19 protein-coding genes and 2 pseudogenes are annotated in these 20668 nt (G+C 55.2%); 15 read left to right on the top strand and 6 right to left on the bottom strand.

Going from position 1 to position 20668, the window contains the following annotated elements; all coding sequences use genetic code 11:
• Window positions 1–12 precede the first annotated feature (12 nt).
• The 6 genes from CIK94_RS10910 to CIK94_RS10885 all read left to right on the top strand — a co-directional run bounded on the left by CIK94_RS10910 (window position 13) and on the right by CIK94_RS10885 (window position 6331).
• A complete protein-coding gene (locus CIK94_RS10910) occupies window positions 13–246 on the top strand; it encodes a hypothetical protein (RefSeq protein ID WP_144008378.1) in 234 nt (77 codons plus the stop codon).
• 28 nt (window positions 247–274) lie between these two features.
• Complete coding sequence (locus CIK94_RS10905) at window positions 275–1360, top strand: phosphotransferase enzyme family protein (protein WP_022310051.1); 1086 nt, start codon at window positions 275–277, stop codon at window positions 1358–1360.
• Between the two features lie 13 nt (window positions 1361–1373).
• Window positions 1374–2030 carry a carbohydrate-binding family 9-like protein gene (locus tag CIK94_RS10900; RefSeq protein WP_094388336.1) on the top strand — a complete coding sequence of 219 codons (657 nt, stop codon included), beginning with the start codon at window positions 1374–1376 and terminating at the stop codon, window positions 2028–2030.
• Window positions 2020–2478, top strand: coding sequence for a Fur family transcriptional regulator (locus tag CIK94_RS10895; protein WP_371591369.1), 459 nt, complete (start codon window positions 2020–2022; stop codon window positions 2476–2478). Before CIK94_RS10900 ends, CIK94_RS10895 begins: the two co-directional genes overlap by 11 nt.
• A 96-nt stretch (window positions 2479–2574) precedes the next feature.
• Window positions 2575–4962, top strand: a complete 2388-nt coding sequence (locus CIK94_RS10890) for a glycoside hydrolase family 3 N-terminal domain-containing protein (RefSeq protein WP_371591715.1) — start codon at window positions 2575–2577, stop codon at window positions 4960–4962.
• A gap of 28 nt (window positions 4963–4990) precedes the next feature.
• Window positions 4991–6331: an MATE family efflux transporter gene (locus CIK94_RS10885; RefSeq protein ID WP_094385785.1), complete on the top strand. Its 1341-nt coding sequence runs from the start codon at window positions 4991–4993 to the stop codon at window positions 6329–6331.
• Between the two features lie 88 nt (window positions 6332–6419).
• Here the strand turns inward: CIK94_RS10885 and CIK94_RS10880 are convergent, their stop codons facing one another.
• Together CIK94_RS10880 and CIK94_RS10875 are read right to left on the bottom strand one after the other, a co-directional pair.
• Complete coding sequence (locus CIK94_RS10880) at window positions 6420–7181, bottom strand: ABC transporter ATP-binding protein (RefSeq protein WP_094423044.1); 762 nt, start codon at window positions 7179–7181, stop codon at window positions 6420–6422.
• A 1-nt stretch (window position 7182) separates the two neighbouring features.
• On the bottom strand, window positions 7183–7941 hold the full coding sequence (locus CIK94_RS10875; protein WP_022310057.1) for an ABC transporter permease: 759 nt from the start codon (window positions 7939–7941) through the stop codon (window positions 7183–7185).
• Window positions 7942–8077: 136 nt separating this feature from the next.
• Between CIK94_RS10875 and lptB the strand changes: the two genes are divergently transcribed.
• From lptB to CIK94_RS10830, 9 genes and pseudogenes are all read left to right on the top strand, one after another.
• Entirely contained in the window at window positions 8078–8887 is an 810-nt protein-coding gene (gene lptB, locus CIK94_RS10870; protein WP_022310058.1) for an LPS export ABC transporter ATP-binding protein, read from the top strand.
• A gap of 128 nt (window positions 8888–9015) precedes the next feature.
• Window positions 9016–10368 (top strand): trigger factor, encoded by a 1353-nt coding sequence (gene tig / locus CIK94_RS10865; RefSeq protein ID WP_094423043.1) that lies wholly within the window; start codon window positions 9016–9018, stop codon window positions 10366–10368.
• A 133-nt stretch (window positions 10369–10501) separates the two neighbouring features.
• Window positions 10502–11176: an ATP-dependent Clp endopeptidase proteolytic subunit ClpP gene (gene clpP / locus CIK94_RS10860; RefSeq protein ID WP_094385791.1), complete on the top strand. Its 675-nt coding sequence runs from the start codon at window positions 10502–10504 to the stop codon at window positions 11174–11176.
• Window positions 11169–12413 carry an ATP-dependent Clp protease ATP-binding subunit ClpX gene (gene clpX, locus CIK94_RS10855; RefSeq protein ID WP_022310061.1) on the top strand — a complete coding sequence of 415 codons (1245 nt, stop codon included), beginning with the start codon at window positions 11169–11171 and terminating at the stop codon, window positions 12411–12413. Before clpP ends, clpX begins: the two co-directional genes overlap by 8 nt.
• A 113-nt stretch (window positions 12414–12526) precedes the next feature.
• Window positions 12527–14704 carry a DNA helicase RecQ gene (gene recQ / locus CIK94_RS10850; protein WP_094385793.1) on the top strand — a complete coding sequence of 726 codons (2178 nt, stop codon included), beginning with the start codon at window positions 12527–12529 and terminating at the stop codon, window positions 14702–14704.
• A gap of 36 nt (window positions 14705–14740) precedes the next feature.
• The gene (locus CIK94_RS10845) at window positions 14741–15445 is read left to right on the top strand and encodes a porin family protein (protein ID WP_094423042.1); all 705 of its coding nucleotides are present in this window, start codon (window positions 14741–14743) and stop codon (window positions 15443–15445) included.
• Between the two features lie 521 nt (window positions 15446–15966).
• Window positions 15967–16530: a GNAT family N-acetyltransferase gene (locus CIK94_RS10840; RefSeq protein ID WP_094423062.1), complete on the top strand. Its 564-nt coding sequence runs from the start codon at window positions 15967–15969 to the stop codon at window positions 16528–16530.
• Window positions 16531–16533: 3 nt separating this feature from the next.
• A complete protein-coding gene (locus CIK94_RS10835) occupies window positions 16534–16920 on the top strand; it encodes a VOC family protein (RefSeq protein ID WP_094423041.1) in 387 nt (128 codons plus the stop codon).
• A 307-nt stretch (window positions 16921–17227) separates the two neighbouring features.
• A pseudogene (locus CIK94_RS10830) lies at window positions 17228–18040 on the top strand (IS4 family transposase); the annotation flags it as partial.
• Window positions 18041–18317: 277 nt separating this feature from the next.
• Here the strand turns inward: CIK94_RS10830 and CIK94_RS10825 are convergent.
• The 4 genes and pseudogenes from CIK94_RS10825 to CIK94_RS10810 form a co-directional block, all read right to left on the bottom strand.
• Window positions 18318–19445 carry a type II toxin-antitoxin system HipA family toxin gene (locus CIK94_RS10825; protein WP_094423040.1) on the bottom strand — a complete coding sequence of 376 codons (1128 nt, stop codon included), beginning with the start codon at window positions 19443–19445 and terminating at the stop codon, window positions 18318–18320.
• A complete protein-coding gene (locus CIK94_RS10820) occupies window positions 19442–19771 on the bottom strand; it encodes a helix-turn-helix domain-containing protein (protein WP_022311307.1) in 330 nt (109 codons plus the stop codon). Before CIK94_RS10820 ends, CIK94_RS10825 begins: the two co-directional genes overlap by 4 nt.
• 62 nt (window positions 19772–19833) lie before the next feature.
• Window positions 19834–20133, bottom strand: a pseudogene (gene tnpB, locus CIK94_RS14955) (IS66 family insertion sequence element accessory protein TnpB); the annotation flags it as partial.
• Window positions 20134–20465: 332 nt separating this feature from the next.
• Window positions 20466–20666 (bottom strand): hypothetical protein, encoded by a 201-nt coding sequence (locus tag CIK94_RS10810; protein ID WP_094423037.1) that lies wholly within the window; start codon window positions 20664–20666, stop codon window positions 20466–20468.
• Window positions 20667–20668 lie beyond the last annotated feature (2 nt).

Genomic DNA, 20668 nt, shown 5'->3' with positions numbered 1-20668 from the left:
CGGCCTGCAATGATGACGGCAAGCCCTGATTTCACCGTTTCGCGACTTGCAACCGGCTTGAAGACGGTGGCGGCGCCATCCCGCCTCGCTACGGCCATTCCTCGCCGCACAGCCCTACCCGTCATTGCCACGGCCATGCCCATCGTCGCCGCCGACAGGGCCGGAGAGCGGGCTGCGGCGGTTTTTACGAGGACGGCAGAAGAGATAGTGGTTGAAATATTTGGCATTGGAGAAATAATGTCGTAATTTTGTAGCAATTACAAATCATGAAGACATGGACGAAAAAGAACTGAAAGCTATTGTAGCTCAATTTGAGGTCGAGGCGCCCGTCATCGCGGTGGCTCCCCTGGGTAACGGACTGATAAACGACACCTACAAGGTGACGACCGAAGGCGATGCGCCCGACTACGTGCTGCAGCGCATCAACAACGCCATCTTCCAGGATGTAGAGTTGCTGCAGCACAACATCGAGGCAGTGACCGCCCACATACGCCGCAAGCTCGAGGCCGAAGGTGCCGACGACATAGACCGCCGCGTGCTGCGCTTTGTGCCCACCGCCGAGGGCAAGACCTACTGGCACGACGATGCCGACCGCTACTGGCGCGTGATGGTGTTCATCCCCCGTGCCAAGACCTTCGAGGCCGTCAACCCCGAATACTCTTACTATGCCGGCAAGGCTTTCGGCCACTTTGAAGCCATGTTGGTGGACCTCGACGAGCCCTTAGGCGAGACCATCCCCGACTTCCACAATATGGAACTGCGTATGCGCCAGCTGCGCGACGCCGTGGCCCAAGACCCCGTAGGCCGTCTGGCAGAGGTCAAGGACATGGTGGACGAGCTGGAGACCCATGCCGAGGAGATGTGCAAGGCCGAGCAGATGGGGAGAGACGGTGTGCTGCCCAAGCGCATCTGCCACTGCGACACCAAGGTCAACAACATGATGTTCGACGAAGATGGCCGCGTGCTCTGCGTCATCGACCTCGACACGGTGATGCCCAGCTTTGTCTTCTCTGACTATGGCGACTTCCTGCGCACCGGTGCCAACGCCGTGGCCGAGGACGACCCTGCCATCGAGCGCGTAGCCTTCCGCCGCGACATCTTCGAAGCCTTCACCCGAGGCTATCTCGAGTCGGCCACATTCCTCACCCCGGCAGAGCGCGACAATCTGCCCTACGCCGTTGCCCTCTTCCCCTACATGCAATGCGTAAGATTCCTCACCGACTACATCAATGGCGACACATATTACAAAATTAAGTATCCTGAGCATAATCTGGTGCGCACTCGCAACCAGTTGCAGCTCTTCCGCGAAGTATATGCTCAGCAGCAATACATGCGCGACTTCATCAACCAGTGTAAATAACCCGAAGAAAGATATGAAACATCTCAGTGTAAAGAAGATAGCCACCAGCGTGGCTCGTGCCGAGGATGTTCCGGCACTGCTCGACGCCCAGGGAGTGGAGTTCCAGCCCATCGACTGCGTAGACTGGGCTGCCGATTATCCCTATGCCCCCAAGGTAGAGTTTCGTATAGCCCACAAGGGCGATGCCGTGCTGATAGAATACCGCGTAAGCGAGCAGTCGGTGGCCGCCGTGGCTCCCCACGACAACGGCCGCGTGTGGGAAGACAGCTGCTGCGAATTCTTCTTCCAGCCCGAGGGCGGCAACGTGTATTATAATGTAGAGACCAACTGTGCCGGCACGGTGCTGGTGGGTTGCGGCGAGACCCGCGAGGCCCGCGAGGCCGCTCCCGCCGAGGTGCTCAACGCCATAAGCCGCTGGTCGTCGCTGGGACGCGCACCATTTGCCGAGCGCATCGAGCCCACCACATGGCACATGGCGCTCATCATACCAACAGGCACAGCCTTCCACTCACAGATAGCCACTCTCGACGGAGCCCGCATGAAAGCCAACTTCTACAAGTGTGGCGACAAGCTGCAGACTCCCCACTTCCTGTCGTGGAACCGCATAGACCTGCCTTCGCCCAACTTCCACCGTCCCGACTTCTTCGGCACTCTGGAGTTTGAACGCTAACCACCCTACCTCGCAGATGAAACCGGACGACTATGCACAGATGCTCGCCAAGCACGGTATCAGAGCCACAGCCAACCGCATCGTGATAGCCGAGGCGCTGGACCGGGCTGGCAGACCCATGTCAATGAGCGAACTCGAAGCCAGCATCGTCACCATCGACAAGTCGGGCATCTACCGCGCCCTGGCCGAATTCTACAAGCGCCAGCTGGTACACGCCATCGAGGGTGGCAACGGCGAGGTGAAATACGAACTCTGCCGCAGCCACCATCATGACGTCGACGACGACCGCCACGCCCATTTCTACTGCGAGGAGTGTCGCAAGACATTCTGTCTGGACCATGTGGCCATACCCAAGATAGATGTGCCCGACGGCTTCTGGGTCTCTACCATCGACTACATGGTCAAAGGCATCTGTCCCGACTGTGCCCGCAAGCGCCATCGGGGCTGACGGCATCGCCTCGCGCGCGATACCTTTTATATATATAGCGGCTGAACGCGCCCGGGAGGGTTGCTGCACATCAGCCCGACAATGGACTGACTATATATGACCAAACAAACTATGTACAAGAGCCGGCGCACTGTCCTTGTGGCGCTGGCGCTGATGCTGGCGCTTCTGTCTGGACAGCACGCAGAAGCCCAGCGCATCTACCACAAAGGTTGGATAGACTTCAACAAGAACGGGCGCATGGATGTCTATGAAGACAGCCGCGCACCGATTGATGCCCGCGTGGCCGACCTGCTGCAGCAGATGACCATAGAGGAAAAGACCTGCCAGCTGGCTACGCTCTATGGCTCGGGCCGCGTGCTCGCCGACGCCCTGCCCACCGAGGGATGGAAGAACGAGGTGTGGAAAGACGGCATCGGCAACATCGACGAGCAGCACAACGGCGTGGGCCGCTTCGGAGCCCAATACGCCTTCCCCTTCAAGCGACATATCGACGCCCTCCACGCCGTGCAGCGCTGGTTTGTCGAACAGACCCGACTGGGCATCCCCGTCGACTTCACCAACGAGGGCATACGCGGTCTCTGCCACTATCGCGCCACCTACTTCCCCAACCAGACAGGTCAGGGAAGCACATGGAACCGACAGCTGATAAGGCAGATAGCCGACGCAGAAGCCAAGGAAGCCGTGGCGCTGGGCTACACCAACATCTACTCGCCTATACTCGACATAGCCCAAGACCCCCGCTGGGGCCGCTGCGTGGAGTCGTATGGCGAAGACCCTTATCTCGTGGGCGAGCTGGGCAAGCAGATGGTCATCGGACTGCAAGCCCACGGGCTGGTGGCTACCCCCAAGCACTTTGCCGTGTACTCCATCCCGGTGGGAGGCCGCGACGGCAACACCCGCACCGACCCCCATGTGGGCGAGCGCGAGATGCGCACCCTCTACCTCGAACCCTTCCGCAAGGCCATAGCTGAGGCCGGCGCGCTGGGCGTGATGAGTTCGTACAACGACTACAACGGCGAGCCCATCACTGGCAGCCGCCGGTTTCTCACCGACATACTGCGCCACGAATGGGGTTTCAAGGGCTACGTGGTGTCTGACAGCGAAGCCCTCGAGTTTCTCTACACCAAGCACCATGTGGCTGCTTCCTATGAAGACGCCTGCGCACTGGCTGTCAACGCCGGTCTCAACGTGCGCACACAGTTTACCCAGCCCTCGGAGTTTATCACGCCTCTGCGCCAGGCTGTGACGAGCGGCAAGATAAGCCGCGAGACGCTCGACGAGCGCGTGGGCGAGGTGCTGAGGGTGAAGTTCTGGTTGGGGCTCTTCGACCAGCCCTACCGTGGCGACGCCGCCCGCGTAGACCGCATCGTGCACAGCGAGCCCCACCGCCAGCTGGCGCTCGACGCAGCCCGCCAGTCGATGGTGCTGCTCAAGAACGACAACGCCACCCTGCCCCTCAGCGCACAGATGAAGCGTGTGGCGGTGATAGGTCCCAATGCCGACGCCCGCCCCATAAGCCGCTACGGTCCTGCGGGTGCCGACGTGGTGTCGGTGGTCGACGGCGTAAGACAGCTGCTGCCCCAGGCCGAGGTGGTCTATGCCAAGGGCTGCGAGATACGCGACCCCCACTATCCCGAGAGCGAGGTGTGTGACTTTGAGATGACCCGCGACGAGAGGCTCATGATGGACTCTGCCGTCAACGTGGCACGCGACGCCGAGGCGGTAATCGTGGTGCTGGGCGACGACGACAAGACCGTGGGCGAAGGCAACTCGCGCACTACGCTCAATCTGCCCGGCCGTCAGGAACAGCTGCTCAGAGAGATTGTGGCTACGGGCCGCCCTGTGGTGCTGGTGCTGATGGCGGGCCGGGCTACCACCGTCAACTATGCCGCCCGTCACGTGCCAGCCATCATCAATGCCTGCTTCCCCGGAGAGTATGGCGGACAGGCTGTGGCTGAGGTCATCTTCGGTGCCTACAATCCTGGAGGCCGCCTCACCTGTACCACGCCCCGCACCGTGGGCCAGATACCCTACGCCTTCCCCTTCAAGCCCGGCTCAGACGTCGAGAACAAGTCTTCGCTTTGGGGCAGCCTCTTCCCCTTTGGCCACGGACTGAGCTACACGCGCTTTGAATATTCAGACCTTGTCATCTCGCGCTCCACGATGCTGCCCACCGACAGCGTGACCGTGACGGCGAAGGTCAAGAATGTGGGCTCGCGCGAAGGCGACGAGGTGGTGCAGCTCTATGTGCGCGATGAGGTCAGCACGGTGACTACCTATACCCAGGTGTTGCGTGGCTTCGAGCGCATCAGCCTCAAGCCGGGCGAAAGCCAGATGGTGACATTCAGGCTCGGGCCTGCCGACCTGGCGCTCTGGGACAAGGACATGCGCTTCGTGGTCGAGCCGGGCGACTTCACCCTGATGGTGGGCGCCTCGTCAAAGGACATCAGGCTGACCGGCACCCTCAACGTGACAAGACCGTAAACGAAAACAAGTAAAACGAAAATCAAGAATGCAACAGACACAACGACACCATTATAAACCCCTCTTGGAAATAGGAGTACCCATCGTCATCGGACAGTTGGGCACCATCATCCTCGGCTTTGCCGACACGCTGATGATAGGCCATCACAGCACCATCGAGCTGGGTGCAGCCGGACTGGTCAACAACATCTTCACCCTGGGACTGCTCTTCTATCTCGGTTTCTCTTACGGACTTACCCCCATCGTGGGCCGCCTCTTCGGCATGGGCCGCACCGACGAAATCGGGCAGAAGGTGAAGAACTCGATAGTGGCCAACATGGTGGTGGGACTGCTGCTCATGGCAATGATGACGCTGCTCTACCTGAACCTGCACAACATCGGTCAGCCCGAGGAGCTGCTGCCCATCATCCGCCCCTACTTCCTGGTCAATCTGGTGAGCATCCCCTTCGTGGGCATGTTCAACACCCTGAAGCAGTTCTTCGACGGCATCACCCGCACACAGGTGCCGATGTGGGTAATGATTGGCGGCAATGTGGTCAACATCCTCTTCAACTGGCTGCTCATCTACGGCGTAGGTCCCTTCCCCGAGCTGGGCTTGCTCGGAGCCGGTATCTCCACCATGGGGTCGCGCGTGGTGATGTCGATAGCCCTCGTGGTGATATTCTTCACCGGCAGAGGCTATGTCCGCTACCGCCAGAGCCTGAAGCAGAGCACCGTGACGCGTGCCGACTTTGTAGAGATGAACCGTCTGGGCTGGCCCGTGGCACTGCAGTTGGGCACCGAGTCGGCTGCCTTCACGCTGAGCTGTGTGATGGTGGGCTGGCTGGGCACCATTCCACTGGCGTCTCACCAGATTATGATTACCATCTCCCAGTTGTTCTACCTGGTGCTATCGGGCATGGCCTCAGCCATATCCATCCGCATCAGCTACTTCATGGGGCAGAAGGAGTATGACGCCATGCGATGCTGCGCGGCCGACGGCTTCCGCATGCTGCTGGTCTTCTCTGCCGTGGTGAGTCTGCCCATCATCCTCTTCCGCCACGACATCGGCTTCATCTTCACCGACAACGACGAGGCGTGCCTCACGGTGGCGCATCTGATATGGATACTCGTCATCTACCAGTTTGGCGACGGCATGCAGTATATCTACGCCAACGCCTTGCGCGGCATAGCCTGCGTGAAGCCGATGATGTACTACGCCTTCATCGCCTACTTCTGCATCAATCTGCCTGTGGGCTATGTCTTGGGCTTCATCGCAGGCTGGGGCATATACGGCATCTGGACCGCCTTCCCCATAGGTCTTACCATTGCCGGCATACTCTTCTACCGCCGCTTCGTCAAGGAGCTCCGAGTGATGGCCGGGCGCTGACACGCTGGTCACTGCACTGCATATACGCGAAAAGGGCAAATCCGCAGATTTGCCCTTTTCGTTTTCTATCGAGTCCGAGTCAGCTGGTTCAGCCTTGCATCTCGGTGCGCTTCATCTTCTTGAGCAGGTCACTGGCAAAGATGAAGTCGGTAAGCCGCTCATTGGTCGAGCCCATGATGTCGGCGCTCACTCCCTGCCACTCCTTCGTACCTTTATATATAAAGATGATGTTCTCGCCGATACCCATCACTGAGTTCATATCGTGGGTGTTGATGATGGTGGTGATGCCATACTCGTGGGTGATGTCGGAGAGCAGATGGTCTATCACGAGCGACGTCTGGGGGTCCAGGCCGGAGTTGGGCTCGTCGCAGAAGAGGTATTTGGGATTGAGCACGATGGCTCGGGCAATCGCCACACGCTTCTGCATACCTCCCGAGATTTCGTCGGGATACTTGTTGGCTGCCTCCACCAGGTTGACACGGTCAAGGCATTCCTCGGCACGGCGCACGCGGTCGGCATAGTTGAGCGAGGAAAACATATCGAGTGGGAACTGCACATTGTCTCTCACAGACATCGAGTCAAAGAGTGCGGCGCCCTGGAAAATCATGCCCATCTCGCGGCGCATCATCACCTGCTCGTGCTTGGTCATGCCCACGAAGTCACGCCCGTCGTAGAGCACCTCTCCCGAGGTTGGGTGCAGCAGTCCCACGAGGTTCTTCATCAGCACCGTCTTGCCCGAACCGCTCTGGCCGATGATGAGGTTGGTCTTGCCGGTCTCAAAGCGGGCATTGATGCCACGCAGTACGGTCTTGTCGCCAAAGGACTTGGTAAGATTCTTGACTTCTATCATATCAACTCAGGATTTGGGTAAGGAAAACGTCGGAAAAGAGGATGAGCACCGAACTGCACACCACGGCGTCGGTGCTGGCCTTGCCCACCTCGACCGAGCCGCCCTCGACGGTGTAGCCGAAGAACGACGACACGCTGGCAATGATATAGGCAAAGAAGGTACTCTTGATGATACTCATCCATACAAACCATGGATTGAAGGCGTGTTGCAGTCCTAAGGTCAGGTCATCTGGCGGCAAGAGGTGCCCGATATAGGCTGTGCCATAAGCACCCACGATGCCCATCGCCGAGGAGCAGACCACCAGGGTGGGCATCATCGTCATCAGGCCCGCTATCTTGGGCAGGATGAGAAACGAGGCCGAGTTGACGCCCATAATCTCCAGGGCGTCTATCTGCTGGGTCACGCGCATGGTGCCCAACTCAGAGGCGATGTTGGAGCCCACCTTGCCCGAGAGGATGAGACACATGATGGAGCTCGAAAACTCGAGCAGCATAATCTCGCGGGTGGTATACCCCGACACCCAGCGCGGCATCCAGGGGCTCTGGATATTCACCTTCATCTGTATGCAGATTACGGCGCCGATGAAGAAGGAGATAAGCAGCACAATGGGTATCGAGTCTACGCCCAACTGCGACATCTCCTTGATATACCGCTTGGCAAACATGCGCATCCGCTCGGGCACGCTGAACGAGCGCCCCATCAGGATGAGGTATTTGCCGAAAGTGGTGAGATATTTCTTTAACAATTTGATTATCAACATAGGCTTAATGTCCGTTTTACGTTGCAAAAGTAACCAAAAAAGGTCAAAAAACTACCATGTATATAATAGTTTTTTAGTATTCTCAGTGTAATTGTCTTATTTTTTTGTAATTTTGCACGATAAACAATAGCTATTTATGGCCGATACAGACAACATGGTGATGACCCTCCGCACAGAGGGTCTTGTAAAAAGATATGGCAAGCGCACGGTGGTCAACAAGGTCGACTTCCATGTGAAGCAAGGAGAAATCGTGGGATTGCTCGGACCCAACGGTGCAGGCAAGACCACCTCGTTCTATATGACCACCGGTCTGGTAGTGCCCAACGAGGGCCGCGTAAGCCTCAACGACATCGACATCACCAACTACCCCGTCTACAAGCACGCCCGGGCAGGCATAGGCTATCTGCCCCAGGAGGCCAGCGTGTTCCGCCAGATGAGCGTGGAAGACAATATCATGGCCGTGCTCGAGATGACGCAGCTCAGCCATGAAGAGCAGCTTAGAGAGCTCGAAAGCCTCATCAAGGAGTTCCGCCTCACCAAGGTGCGCAAGAACATGGGAACCCAGCTCTCGGGTGGCGAGCGCCGCCGCACCGAGATTGCCCGTTGCCTCGCAATCAACCCCAAGTTTGTGATGCTCGACGAGCCTTTTGCCGGCGTAGACCCCGTGGCTGTGGCCGACATCCAGCACATCGTGTGGCGACTGAAGTACCGCAACATCGGCATACTCATCACCGACCACAACGTGCGCGATACCCTGGCCATCATCGACCGTGGCTATCTGCTCTTCGAGGGTAAGATTCTCTTCAGCGGAAAGCCCGAAGAGCTGGCGTCAAACCCCGTGGTGCGCAAAAACTACCTCACCGACAACTTCCAGCTGACCCGCTTCACCCCCACCGAGGAAGACGAGCAGGCAGCAGCGGCCGCGGCAGCCATGCACCGCGACTAAACCCATCTGCAGACGGCCGCCAGCCGCCCGCGGATGCACTTTTCCACAAGATTATTAGGTAATGTCGCTAAAAATGAGTAATTTTGCGACTCATTCGGAAAATCAAAAAATTATAAATAGTATCAGAGATGAATATTTCATTTGAAAACCCTGACAAAGTAAGCGGTCTGCTCACCCTCGTGGTTGAAGAGGCAGACATCAAGAAGGATGTCAACAAGACAATCGAAGACTATCGCAAGAAGGCCAATATCCCCGGCTTCCGCCCAGGTAAGGCCCCATTAAGCCTCATCAAGCGCCAGTTTGGTATGAGCGTCAAGATGGACGCCATCAACAAGTTGGTAGGCGAGCAGCTGCAGAAGTACATCAAGGACAATAACATCCAGATGTTGGGCGAGCCCATGGCATCAGAGTCACAGGAGCCCCAGGACCTCGAGAAGGACGGTCCCTACACCTTCAAGTTCGACATCGCCATCGCCCCCGAGTTCAAGTGCGAGCTCACAGGCCGCGACAAGGTAGACTACTACCAGCTCAAGGTTGACGACGAGCTCATCGACCGTCAGGTAGATATGTTCGCTTCACAGGCTGGCAGCTACGCTCCCGGCGACCACTACGAGGAGAACGACACCCTCAAGGGCGAGCTGCGCGAGCTCGACGAGGCTGGCAACACCAAGGAAGGCGGCATCGTAGTCGAGGACGCCATAATTATGCCTTCTTACATCAAGGTCGAGGACCAGAAGAACCTCTTCGACGGCGTTAAGCCCGGCGATGTAGTGACCTTCTCTCCCCGCAAGGCTTATCCCGAGAACGACGCCGAGGTTTCCTCACTCCTCAAGATAGACCGCAAGGAGGTAGCCGAGCACACCGGCGACTTCAGCTATCAGGTCAAGGAAATCAACCACTTTACCAAGCACGAGGTTAATCAGGAGCTCTTCGACCGCGTATACGGCGAGGGCAACGTGGCCGACGAGGCTGCTTTCCGCGCCAAGATTGCCGAGAACCTCAAGGCTCAGTTTGAGGTCAACACCGACTTCCGCTTCCTCATGGACGTGCGCAAGCACTGCGAGAAGAAGGTCGGCAAGCTCGAGTTCCCCGATGCCCTGCTCAAGCGCATCATGCTCGCCAACAACAAGGACAAGGGTGAGGAGTTTGTAGAGAAGAACTACGAAGCCAGCATCAACGAGCTGACATGGCACCTCATCAGAGAGAAGCTGGTTGCCGCCCAGGAAATCAAGATTGACGACAACGACGTCAAGGAGACTGCCAAGGAGGCTGCCCGCGCCCAGTTTGCACAGTACGGCATGAACAATGTGCCCGACGAGTACCTGGACAACTACGCCACCGAGATGCTCAAGAAGCAGGAGCACATCCAGTCGTTTGTGGAGCGCGCCATCGACCGCAAGCTCACCGAGAAACTCAAGGGCGTTGTCAAGCTCAACGTCAAGGAAGTGACCCTCGACGAATTCAACAAACTCGACGCATAAAAAGAAATTCAAAAAAAACTTCTTAAAGATAAGGAGGTTGTCAACTTTTTTATGTATCTTTGTTCTTAGAACAATGCATAAAAGAGTAGGCAACCTCTCTTTGTTTTCATTCATTACATATATTATTATTATCATGAATAGAGATTTTCGCAAGTATGCCACCCAGCATTTAGGCATTAACGGCATGGCACTCGATGATGTCATCAAGTCGCAGGCACAGTACATCAATCCCTATATTCTGGAAGAGCGCCAGCTCAATGTCACCCAGATGGACGTATTCTCACGACTCATGATGGAACGCATCATCTTCCTCGGTACCGAGATTGACGACTACACCGCCAATACCCTACAGGCCCAGCTGCTCTACCTCGACTCTACCGACCCAGAGAAGGATATCTCCATCTACATCAACAGCCCCGGCGGCAGCGTCACAGCCGGACTGGGCATCTATGATACCATGCAGTTTATCTCGAGCGACGTAGCCACCATCTGCACCGGCATGGCTGCCTCGATGGCTGCCGTGCTGCTCACAGCCGGAACCGAGGGCAAGCGACAGGCACTCACCCACAGCCGAGTGATGATTCACCAGCCCCTCGGCGGAGTACAGGGACAGGCGTCCGACATCGAGATTGAGGCCAAGGAGATTCAGAAGTTCAAGAAGGAACTCTACACCATTATCAGTGAGCACTCACACACGCCCTACGACAAGGTATGGCAGGACAGTGACCGCAACTACTGGATGACTGCTCAGGAGGCCAAGGACTATGGCATGATAGACACTATATTAACACGCAAGAAGAATGGCTAAGAAGAAAGTATGTAGTTTCTGCGGCCGCGACGAGAGCCAGGTCAACCTCATCATCTCGGGGCTTCACGGCTTCATCTGCGACGACTGCGCCAAGCAAGCCTACGAGATAGCCGAGTCGACCGGAGCCTATGGCAGCGCAGCTGCCAACAAGAAACCCACCGACGCCTTCACCCTCAAGGAGATACCCAAGCCCCGCAAAATCAAGGAGTACCTCGACCAGTATGTCATAGGCCAGGACGACGCCAAGCGATTCCTCTCCGTGGCTGTCTACAATCACTATAAGCGACTGCAGCAGCACATCGACGACGACGGAGTGGAAATCGAGAAGAGCAACATCATGATGGTGGGCAGCACAGGTACCGGCAAGACGCTGCTGGCGCGCACCATAGCCCATCTGCTCAACGTGCCCTTCACCATCGTCGACGCCACCGTATTTACCGAAGCCGGATACGTGGGCGAAGATGTCGAGAGCATACTCTCCCGACTCCTCCAGGTGGCCGACTACGATGTGGCCAAGGCCGAGTGCGGCATCGTCTTCATCGACGAGATAGACAAGATAGCCCGCAAGAGCGACAACCCCAGCATCACCCGCGACGTGAGCGGCGAGGGCGTGCAGCAGGGTCTGCTCAAGCTCCTCGAAGGCACTATGGTCAACGTGCCGCCCAAGGGAGGCCGCAAGCATCCCGACCAGGACTACATCCATGTCGATACGCGCAACATCCTGTTCATCTGCGGTGGAGCCTTCGACGGCATCGAGACCAAGATAGCCCAGCGCATGAACACCCACGTGGTGGGATACAACTCGGTGCAGAACGTGGCACGCATTGACAAGAACAACCTCATACAGTACGTCACGCCGCAGGACCTCAAGTCGTTCGGACTCATCCCCGAGATTATCGGACGCCTGCCCGTGCTCACCCACCTCAACCCCCTCGACAAGCCCGCCCTGGAGCGCATCCTCGTAGAGCCCAAGAACTCGATAGTCAAGCAGTACATCAAGCTGATGGCCATCGACGGCATTGAGCTCACCTTCGACCAGGCGGCGCTCAACTACATCGTCGACAAGGCGGTAGAGTACAAGCTGGGCGCACGCGGACTGCGCTCCATCGTCGAAGCCATCATGATGGACGCCATGTTCGAGCTGCCCTCCAAGCGTACCAAGACATTCGAGGTCACCCTCGCCTACGCCAAGGAACAGATGGAGAAATCCAATTTCCAGAAGCAGGAAGCCCAGTAATCTGCCCGGTGGGACCGCCCCGGGCAGCCCCACCGTCATCAGATATATAATTATCAGTAATTCTATCTCCCCCACCCCAGTTCCTTGGAGAAAGAAAACTGCTTTATATCAATATGACAGACAACATAAATCTTTCGGAAAAACTAAAGCACTATTTCGGCTTTGACTCGTTCAAAGGCGACCAGGAAGCCATTATCCGCTCGCTCATGGCGGGGCACAACGTCTTTGTGCTCATGCCCACCGGCGGAGGCAAGAGCCTGTGTTACCAGCTGCCGTCGCTCCTCATGGAGGGTACTGCCATCGTCGTGTCGCCACTCATCGCCCTGATGAAAAACCAGGTAGACGCCGTCAATGGCATCAGCGAGCACAACGGACTGGCCCATTACCTCAACTCGTCGCTCACCAAGGCGCAGACCACACAGGTGATGAATGACGTGCGCAACGGCCAGACCAAGCTGCTCTATGTGGCTCCCGAGTCGCTCAACAAGCCCGAGAACCTGGAGTTTTTCAAGTCGTTCAAGATTTCGTTCTATGCCATCGATGAAGCCCACTGCATCTCGGAGTGGGGACACGACTTCCGACCCGAGTACCGCAACCTCAGACCCACCATCAACAAGATTGGCAACGCGCCGGTGATAGCCCTCACGGCTACTGCCACCGACAAGGTGAGAAGCGATATCAAGAAAAATCTGGAGATACAGGACGCCATCGAGTACAAGAGCTCCTTCAACAGGCCCAACCTCTACTACGAGGTGCGGCCCAAGACCAAGGAGATCAACAAGCAGATTGTGCTCTTTATCAAGAAGCACCCGGGCAAGAGCGGTATCATCTACTGTCTCTCGCGCAAGACGGTAGAAGAACTGGCTGCCGAGCTCAAGGCCAATGACATCAAGGCGGCGCCCTATCATGCCGGCCTCGACAGCGCCACGCGCTCGCAGACCCAGGACGACTTCCTCATGGAGCGCATCGATGTCATCGTGGCCACCATAGCCTTCGGCATGGGCATCGACAAGCCCGACGTGAGATTCGTCTTCCACTACGACATACCCAAGAGCCTGGAGGGATACTACCAGGAGACCGGACGCGCAGGCCGGGATGGAGGCGAGGGCATCTGCATAGCCTTCTACTCCTACAAAGACCTGCACAAGCTCGAAAAATTCATGGAGGGCAAACCTCTCAACGAGCAGGACATAGGCCGGCAGCTGCTCCAGGAGACGGCAGCCTATGCCGAGTCTTCAGTATGCCGCCGACGCATACTGCTCCACTACTTCGGCGAGGAATATGACAAGGACAACTGCGGCAACTGCGACAACTGTCTGCACCCCAAGGAGCGGATAGAGGCACAGCAGCAGTTGGTGATAGCCCTCGAGGCGGTGCTGGCGCTCAAGGAGAATTTCCGCCAGGAGTATGTCATCGACTTCATCAAGGGTCGCGGCACCGACGACATCGTATCCCATCACCACAACGAGCTCGAAGAGTTCGGCTCGGGCGAGGACTTCAACGAGAAGCTCTGGAATCCCGTCATCCGACAGGCCATGATAGCCGGCTACATGAAGAAGGATGTGGAAAACTACGGACTGCTCAAGGTCACACCGTCAGGACGGCGCTTCATCAAGTCGCCCCACTCCTTCATGGTGGTCATGGACACCGAGTTCAAGGACGAATACGAAGACGACGACGCCCAGGGAGCCATGGCAGCGCTCGACCCCGAGCTCTACGAGATGCTCGTCAGCCTGCGCAAGAAGGTGGCCAAGCGCCTGGGGCTCGCACCCTACGTCATCTTCTTCGACCAGTCGCTCGAGCAGATGGCGACCATGTATCCCGTCACCCTGCAGGAACTGCAGAACATACAGGGCGTGGGTGCGGGAAAAGCCAAGAAGTATGGCGCCGAATTCTGTGACCTCATACGACGACACTGCGAAGAATACGGCATCGAGAGACCCGAGGACATACGCGTAAAGACGGTAGCCAAGAACAGCATGGTCAAGGTCAAGATTATCCAGAGCATAGACCGCCAGATAGCACTCGACGACTTGGCGTCGGCCATGGGACTCGACTTCGACGAGCTGCTCGACGAGATAGAGAGCATCGTCTACAGCGGCACCAAACTCAACATCGACTACTTCCTGCGCGATGTGATGGACGACGACGCCATCGACGACATCTTCGACTACTTCATGGAGGCCGACACCGACGACCTCGACACAGCCGTCGAGGAACTGGGAGGCGACTACACCGACGAAAACATACGCCTGGTGCGCATCAAGTTCATCTCAGAGGTAGCCAACTGACAAGACATTACACAACCCATTAACAAGCAATAAGAAATGAAAAAAATCATGACGAGCCTCGTGCTCGCACTCATTGCCACAGCAGCTCTGGCTCAGCAGAAGCAGGGCTCGTTCTCCTTCGTGCCACGCGTGGGAGTGACCATCGCCAACCTCACCGACAACGACCTGACGCTCGAGCGCGGTGGTACCATCAAGTCTAAGTTCAAGCCCGGATTTGCCGTGGGCGCCGACGCCTTCTACCAGCTCACCGACCAGGTGGCGCTCTCGGCGGGCGTAGTCTACACCTCGCTGGGCAGCAAGTATCACGACTTCGACGAGCTGCGCGCAGAGCCGGCAGAGACCGATGAGGAAATCAAGTACACTGCCTACACCGACTACTCTACCACGACTACCTACATCGCCGTGCCCGTCATGGCGCATGTATATGTGGCTCAGGGACTGGCACTCAAGGCTGGCGTACAGGTGGGCATGCTCACCTCGGCCAAGAGCGGCTACACCACTTGCGACTTCACGCAGAACCGCACCACGGGAGTGCGCACCTACAGCCAGGTGGTCACCAAAAATGAAGACAAGTCCAAGGACGGCTACAGCAAGACCGACTTCAGCATACCCGTGGGCATCTCCTACGAGTATATGAACGTGGTGATTGACGCGCGCTACAACCTGGGACTCTCCAAGGTGCACAAAGACCTCGGTTCCAAGAACCGCTCGTTCACCTTCAGCGTGGGCTACCGTCTGTAAGGCGACCGCGCCCACCAGGCCTGCCATCGGCAAACAACCCGAAAGGGCAAAAGCAACCACCGCAAGATTGCTTTTGCCCTTTTTTGATGGCTTTATATCTTATTTCATGCCACCATACACATATTTCGTGCCCCCGCCCACTCCTTTCATGACCTAAAATACTGATTTCATGACCTCGATGTTTTTTATCATGACCTCCGCAACTTTTCTCATGACCCCGTCAACTTTTCTCATGACCTCCACCGACGCCGAGGGCCACTTGGCTGACGCGTATCGTCCGAAACGAGCATCCGTATCGTTCGACACGTGCATCCGCGCCTTACGTTACGAGCACCCGCGTCATACGTTACGAGCCGCTATCCACGCCTCCCACGGTCGCCAAGACAGTGAGGCCTGGGCTGGGGATGATGAGAAAATAGGCAAATAGTTTGGCGGTGTTAATCTTCCTATGTAACTTTACAGCCGCAATGACCGAGGGCGGCGCCAGAGCCCCCTCACCCACACCACACATCAACGACAATATGGAAACAGCGACAATACTACTCCGCCGATGGCGGGAGACCGACGCCGAGGCGCTCTATAAGTACGCCTCAGACCCCGAAGTGGGGCCGCGAGCCGGTTGGCCCGCCCACCGGTCGGTCGAAGAGAGCCTGGAGATTATCCGCTCTGTCTTCACCAACGACTCGACCTGGGCGATAGTGCTCCGCGAGACGGGCGAAGCCATCGGCTGCATAGGCTACTACACCCACGCGATGAGCAACATCGACATCGGCACCCACGACTGCGAAGTGGGCTACTGGCTGGGGCGCCCCTACTGGAACAGGGGCATCTGCACCGAGGCGCTGCGGCTCATGGTCGACTACTGCGTCAACGTGATGCACTTCGACAACATCTACGCCGACCACTTCACGGGCAATCCGGCGTCGGGCAGGGTCATGGAGAAGTGCGGATTTGTAGACACGGGCCGCCTCAACCGATGCAGCCAACTGCTGGGCGGCGACAGCCAGATGGTCAGGGTGTACCGATACAGCCCAGAGGAACAACAGGCCGAGGGCAACATGGTCAGCAAACATACAAACTCATAAGAGATGAAACTCAACCACATACACCACGTAGCCGTAATCTGTAGCGACTACTGTCGGTCCAAGCGCTTCTACACCGAAGTGCTCGGGCTCAAAATCCGTAGCGAACACTATCGCAGCGAGCGCGACTCGTGGAAGGCCGACTGCTACCTCGGCGACACCTATGTCGTAGAGCTCTTCTCCTTCCCCTCTCCACCCGCGCGCCTCTCCTATCCCGAAGCTGCGGGGCTGCGCCACCTCGCCTTCGAGGTCGACGACATAGCCGCGGCGGCAGCAGAGCTGGACGCCCGCCACATCGTCCACGAGCCCGTCCGTACCGACGAGTACACCCACAAGCCCTTCCTCTTCTTCAGCGACCCCGACGGTCTGCCCATAGAGCTCTATGAAAAGTAAGGGGCAAGGCGCAGCACCAGCCGGCGTCATCAGCGGCTATTACCTGTGGTGGAAAAGGAAGCATCGCGCGGCCTGACAACCGTCCGGGAAGACAGATGATGCGACAAAACCAAATCCATGGAACTGAAGATGGGGTGGTTTTGTCGCATTCTTCGTTGGGGAAGGTTGGGATGGGGCCCACCCTGGCTCCAATCACAACGGATATCACACTTCATACATTTCCCCTGCCATTTCATACAACCTCTGGGCTGGCGCGCCCGCAGGCAGATGCGTTATATTATCTTTGTGTCAAAAACTTCGGATGCCCGCATGGTTCAACCGCCTGCAGATTATCGACTCCACGACAATAAGCCTTTTTTCCAACCTCATTTTCAAAGGCGTGGGCAGGCATCCCAAGACCGGGAAAAAGAAGGGTGGTATAAAAGTGCACACCAATATCCACGCTAACGAGTTCGTGCCGTCTGACATCAAGTTCACGTCAGCCGCAACCAATGACAGCTTTATGCTGAAGCCCGCGAATTATAACGATGGAGATATCATTGCCATGGACAGGGCCTACATAGACTATGCCAGGTTTGAGGAACTTACCAATCGTGGCGTCACATACGTGACAAAGATGAAGAAGAATCTTGTATATGACACTCTTTCTGACACAATGTACATGTTGCCGTGTGGCCTCATGGAGTGTAGAGTTCAGGTCGTGGAGTTCAGGAAACATATAAAGGGCGGAGAGAATATCAAACACAAGGCCCGTATTGTCACCTATGTCGATCCTGCGAAGAAAAAGGCGAAAGTCATATCGTTGCTCACCAACGACATGACCATGGAGGTGGAAGACATCATCGACATATACCGCCAAAGATGGGAAATAGAGTTGCTGTTCAAGCAGTTGAAACAAAATTTCCCGCTGAAATACTTCTATGGGGAGAGCGCCAACGCCATCAAGATACAGATTTGGGGCACCCTAATAGCCAATCTCCTTCTGATGGTCATAAAAAAACGCATCAAACGCTCTTGGAGCTTTTCTGGATTGGCATCAATGGTAAGAATCATGCTCATGTATTATGTGAACTGCTATACTTTCCTTGAGGAACCAGAAAAAGACTGGGCAAAAATGGTTCAGGTGATTAGAGAGGGGCTTACTTTTTATAAAACAAGCCCAGAGTCCCATTTCAGGACTTCGGGCGGGGAATTTGTGCTCTTTAGAGTTTTAGCGGACAGCAATGAAATGGAAAAGGCGGCTTGTTTCGGATGGTTGCGATTTACTGAAGTTGCATAGTGACGACAGCTCCTATAGGTGCTTTGCCATTGCTTCAATGCTATGCAAAAAAAGAGAACCATCATTGTGATAGTTCTCTCTTTCTTTTGGAAGGCCAAAATTGTTTATACCATTCCTGTTATTTCTTTGTAATGTCATTGAGCAGAAGGTCACCGCATTTCTGATAAACCTCATCAAAGATTTCCCTGCAACGCTTCTCGCTCATTTTAATCTTTGTGCCAACGGCTATGAAGTCCTGAAGAGTAGGGTAGCCGGTAGAGTTGACAGATGTAGCGTGCTGACCATTGTAGCCTTCTGTGCATAGGGTAAGGTCGTATGCAGGAGCAAGATGCCAGATGAACTTGCCATTTGAATCCTTACGAACCTGGTAACTGAAGTTCTTGCAGTGGTCATCCTTGTTGTCGGTAAGGTAGTTGAATACCATGCGACGGTATATTTCCTCCACATACTTTGGATTCTGTGTGATGTAGCCAGTCAAAGCAAGCAAGTTGCTGTAGTCAAGCACAGGCTCAGACAGTGAAAGGCATAGCAAACCACCTGCAGTAGCTGTATGGATGCGCTCGCCATCGTCGGTAAGGTCAAATCGCTTAGTTGTAAAGTACTTGCCATTGGTAAGTTTGAAGTCTGGTACATCGATGCCACACTTGCGTGCTATCTCATTGTAATGGTATTCCTGCAGTCCCATGTCTTTAGGATCGTATGTGTGACGGAATTTTACAAGCCAATGTCCTTCTGCGTCTGAGAACACTGCCTTTGGACGGCAACCACCACTGTTACCGCTGTTGTAGAGCAGAAGTCCAGCGTCTGTGTCCTGCTGTTCTTTGAGAACTTCCAGAGCCTTCTCTTGGAGTAAGTCGAAGTCGGTAATATCTTCTCCTGTTGATATGATGGCCTCAGGCTCGTATGTCAAAGCTCCCATGCCGCTATTGCCTACGATGCTCAGTCGCTCAATGGCAGTCAGTTTCCTGTCATCAATGCCTTCACGCATCAAAGCCTTGTGAAGGAGATAGCGACCGTAGCCATCGGGAAGACTGTCCTCAAAGATGCCGAAGTCACCATACAGAGTTGTTGGCTTTGCAAGAAACAATCCAGTCTTCAGCGGAAGTTCCAATGGCGAAATGCTGAATCCCTCAGCAAGCCAGCGAGGATCATACTCAAAAGCCAGACGCTTGTCGTCTGGGGTCAGCGAGATTACTCCTACAATCTCACCGTGGTATTTTACAGTTAGTCTATCTATATTGTTCATTGCTTATGTGCTCTCGTTTTACCAGTGTTCTTGCGTATCTGAGTCAGTTCCTCCATTGTTGAGTACTTTGGCTCAGAAAATATATTCTTTACCTCAGACGTGTATTCCATAGCCATAGCAATGCCAATGATGTTCTTCAGCGAAATGAGTCCTTTCTGCTCGAATCTCACGATGTTTGCTACAGCAACGCCCGACTTCTCAGCAACCTGCTCACGAGTAAGATTCTTCTCTATGCGACGTTTACGGAAATCATTAGCCAATGACTTGGCGATGTCATCAGCATTATCAAGCGTGAAATTATCTAAAAGTGATAATATATTATTCATTGTATTCTGTATTAGTTATTTATAGATAAAATGTTATCAGTTGTAAAGGTACTGCTTTTATTTCAAATAACCGTCACAATCAACAATAATTTGATGATTTTTATGAATATAATGACGAAAGGGTAGTGCAAAAGGTGGAATTTATTTCTTTTGAACGGCAAAAAGTACGATTCTAACATTTCTTCCATCAGAAGTACATGCTCATCCCAGCGCATAGACCTGAAGCCTATGCCCTGACGAAGAAATATGCGAGGATGGAAACTGCCTTGCTCCAAACATTTGTAGTACATCACATCTCCTCCACGTTCCCAATGGAGCAACTTCATTGTCGTGCGAGACTTGCCCACAAATATATACACGTCACCATTAGCCGGTTACAGATCCACTTGCCGGACCTGCCCACACATACCATTCACGCCCATGCGCATATCAGTAGGATGCTACGCCATAACTATATGGTTGTCCTTATTCAAATTGAGCATAACTTTTTTGAGGGACAAAGGAAAACAGTCTCGACGAAATGGAGAAGGCGGCTGGTTTCGGATGGTTGCACCTCAGGACTTTCACCCGTTAGACAATGTTCATGCCGAGCGTACCAACAATTAGCCCCCACGCAACTCTTTCGTCGCATGGGGGCTGGTTTGGTTATTGTCTATGGGCTGGGGCTTATTCATCACCTGCCCTTCACGGTCGGTTATTTATATCCGTTGGTCTCGTCGATGTCTTCCCAAACGTCTGTGGCCAATGGGCTGCGGGCAAATCCCTGGTCTTTAACCTCCTCGTCACCGGTAAAGCCACCTATTTCACCGGTGCTGTTTATTGAACCTGCCAAGATGGCATCGTTGTTGATGATTATCTTTTCGGCTGCAGGAGCCACATATTTCATTTTGTTCATAT

Source organism: Prevotella sp. P4-51 (genome assembly GCF_002251455.1).
Classification (GTDB): domain Bacteria; phylum Bacteroidota; class Bacteroidia; order Bacteroidales; family Bacteroidaceae; genus Prevotella.
Note: the sequence above shows the minus strand (reverse complement) of the source record. Positions and strands in the feature narration are given on the sequence as shown.

Bases quoted from the DNA above. Each gene is read 5' to 3' on its own strand.
- recQ (WP_094385793.1), top strand. From the start codon at position 12,527: ATGACAGACAACATAAATCTTTCGGAAAAACTAAAGCACTATTTCGGC.
- CIK94_RS10825 (WP_094423040.1), bottom strand. From the start codon at position 19,445: ATGAACAATATAGATAGACTAACTGTAAAATACCACGGTGAGATTGTA.
- CIK94_RS10835 (WP_094423041.1), top strand. From the start codon at position 16,534: ATGAAACTCAACCACATACACCACGTAGCCGTAATCTGTAGCGACTAC.
- CIK94_RS10845 (WP_094423042.1), top strand. From the start codon at position 14,741: ATGAAAAAAATCATGACGAGCCTCGTGCTCGCACTCATTGCCACAGCA.
- clpP (WP_094385791.1), top strand. From the start codon at position 10,502: ATGAATAGAGATTTTCGCAAGTATGCCACCCAGCATTTAGGCATTAAC.
- lptB (WP_022310058.1), top strand. From the start codon at position 8,078: ATGGCCGATACAGACAACATGGTGATGACCCTCCGCACAGAGGGTCTT.
- clpX (WP_022310061.1), top strand. From the start codon at position 11,169: ATGGCTAAGAAGAAAGTATGTAGTTTCTGCGGCCGCGACGAGAGCCAG.
- CIK94_RS10905 (WP_022310051.1), top strand. From the start codon at position 275: ATGGACGAAAAAGAACTGAAAGCTATTGTAGCTCAATTTGAGGTCGAG.
- tig (WP_094423043.1), top strand. From the start codon at position 9,016: ATGAATATTTCATTTGAAAACCCTGACAAAGTAAGCGGTCTGCTCACC.
- CIK94_RS10880 (WP_094423044.1), bottom strand. From the start codon at position 7,181: ATGATAGAAGTCAAGAATCTTACCAAGTCCTTTGGCGACAAGACCGTA.
- CIK94_RS10885 (WP_094385785.1), top strand. From the start codon at position 4,991: ATGCAACAGACACAACGACACCATTATAAACCCCTCTTGGAAATAGGA.
- CIK94_RS10900 (WP_094388336.1), top strand. From the start codon at position 1,374: ATGAAACATCTCAGTGTAAAGAAGATAGCCACCAGCGTGGCTCGTGCC.
- CIK94_RS10810 (WP_094423037.1), bottom strand. From the start codon at position 20,666: ATGAACAAAATGAAATATGTGGCTCCTGCAGCCGAAAAGATAATCATC.
- CIK94_RS10910 (WP_144008378.1), top strand. From the start codon at position 13: ATGACGGCAAGCCCTGATTTCACCGTTTCGCGACTTGCAACCGGCTTG.
- CIK94_RS10840 (WP_094423062.1), top strand. From the start codon at position 15,967: ATGGAAACAGCGACAATACTACTCCGCCGATGGCGGGAGACCGACGCC.
- CIK94_RS10820 (WP_022311307.1), bottom strand. From the start codon at position 19,771: ATGAATAATATATTATCACTTTTAGATAATTTCACGCTTGATAATGCT.
- CIK94_RS10890 (WP_371591715.1), top strand. From the start codon at position 2,575: ATGACCAAACAAACTATGTACAAGAGCCGGCGCACTGTCCTTGTGGCG.
- CIK94_RS10875 (WP_022310057.1), bottom strand. From the start codon at position 7,941: ATGTTGATAATCAAATTGTTAAAGAAATATCTCACCACTTTCGGCAAA.